The sequence below is a fragment of the Nocardia sp. NPDC059154 genome, from assembly GCF_042755705.1.
Classification (GTDB): Bacteria; Actinomycetota; Actinomycetes; order Mycobacteriales; family Mycobacteriaceae; genus Nocardia.
In genome coordinates this window covers 1-1377 of sequence record NZ_JBHZCS010000202.1, presented here as the reverse complement: position 1 = coordinate 1377, position 1377 = coordinate 1, and the positions used below count along the sequence as shown (strand labels likewise).

The 1377-nt window shown below is 61.4% G+C and carries 1 protein-coding gene; it reads left to right on the top strand.

Going from position 1 to position 1377, the window contains the following annotated elements:
• A partial coding sequence (locus ACFXN1_RS51810; RefSeq protein ID WP_379446767.1) for a M20/M25/M40 family metallo-hydrolase occupies positions 1 to 1377 on the top strand: 1377 nt, incomplete at both ends.

Genomic DNA, 1377 nt, shown 5'->3' with positions numbered 1-1377 from the left:
ATCGGTATCGTCCGGGATCTGCTGAGGGTTCCCGGGATCTCGACGACGGGCGAAGGAATGGCGGAGAGCGCCGAGGCGTGCCTTGCACACCTTAAGCGCGTCGCTCCCGACGCAAGGCTTGTGGAGACGGGCGGGTATCCGACGGTCTATGGGCGTTCGCGAAGCAGTAGACCGGATGCAAAGACGCTGCTGATCTACTGTCTGTACGACGAGACCCCGGTCGACTTCGATCAGTGGAAATCGGACCCGTTCGGCGCGAACATCGTCGAAGCCGAGCAGCTCGGCCTCGACCCGTCTATGGGCGCCGTAATCTGCGGTCGCGCCGCCAGCAACCATCGCGGTCCGATGCTCTCGACCATCCTGGCCGTGGAAGCGATGCAGAGGATCGGCGGCGACCTCCCCCTCAACATCGTCTGGTTGTGGGAGGGCGAGGAGGAGATCGGAAGCCCGAACCTCGGTAACTGCATCAAGCAGCAGCACGACGACATCATGGAATGTGATGGGATGTGGCTGCCTGCAATGCACCAGAGGCGGCCCGGAGGTTCGATGCCCCTCTATCGCGGCGTGCGGGGCCTCAACCTTGTCGAGCTGGAGTGTCGCGGTGGGGAGTGGGGCGGCGTACGCGACGGCCGCCACATCTGGTCGGGGTGGCTACCGTTCGTCGACGCTCCAATGATGCGACTCATTCACGCCGTCGGCTCGCTTTATGACGCGGACCACAAGCTCACTATCGACGGGTTGGCGGAGCGATTGGACGCTATAACAGCCGAAGAGCGCGAGCAGATTAAACTTCTGGAGGACGCTACAGATGCTTCCGCAGAGAAAGCCATGAAGCAGGTCGTCAACGTCAACGAACTCCGTGGCGGCAGGTCAATGCAGGAGCTGATCCCGGGATGGGTCTCTAACCCTCAAATTAATATTCAAGGATTTCACGGAGGCTACGACGGGCCGCATTTCTACACGATGATGCCCCAGAACGTGTCAGCAAAGATCGATGTGCGGCTGCCTGGTGGTGTGTCACCCGAGCAGTTGCAGGAGCTACTGAAGACTCACCTTCATCGCCGCGGCTTCCCGGAAATCGCGGTCCGTTGCCATGGGTACGAGGCGCAGCAGACCGATGTCGAGGACGAAATCTGCCAGGCGGCGATCCGAGCAGCGGCCACATGCGGCGTACAGACTCAGATCTGGCCGGCGTCCAACGGCTGTGCTCCGCATGCGTTCTTCGGAAAGGAGCCATACAACCTCCCGTGCAGCATTGCCGGGCTTGGGCATGGTGGCAACATCCACGCGCCGGACGAGTACATCACCGTCGGCAGCATCAGGGCACATATGGACTTCACCGTGAACTATCTACATGAATGGGCTTCCGGGCCCACG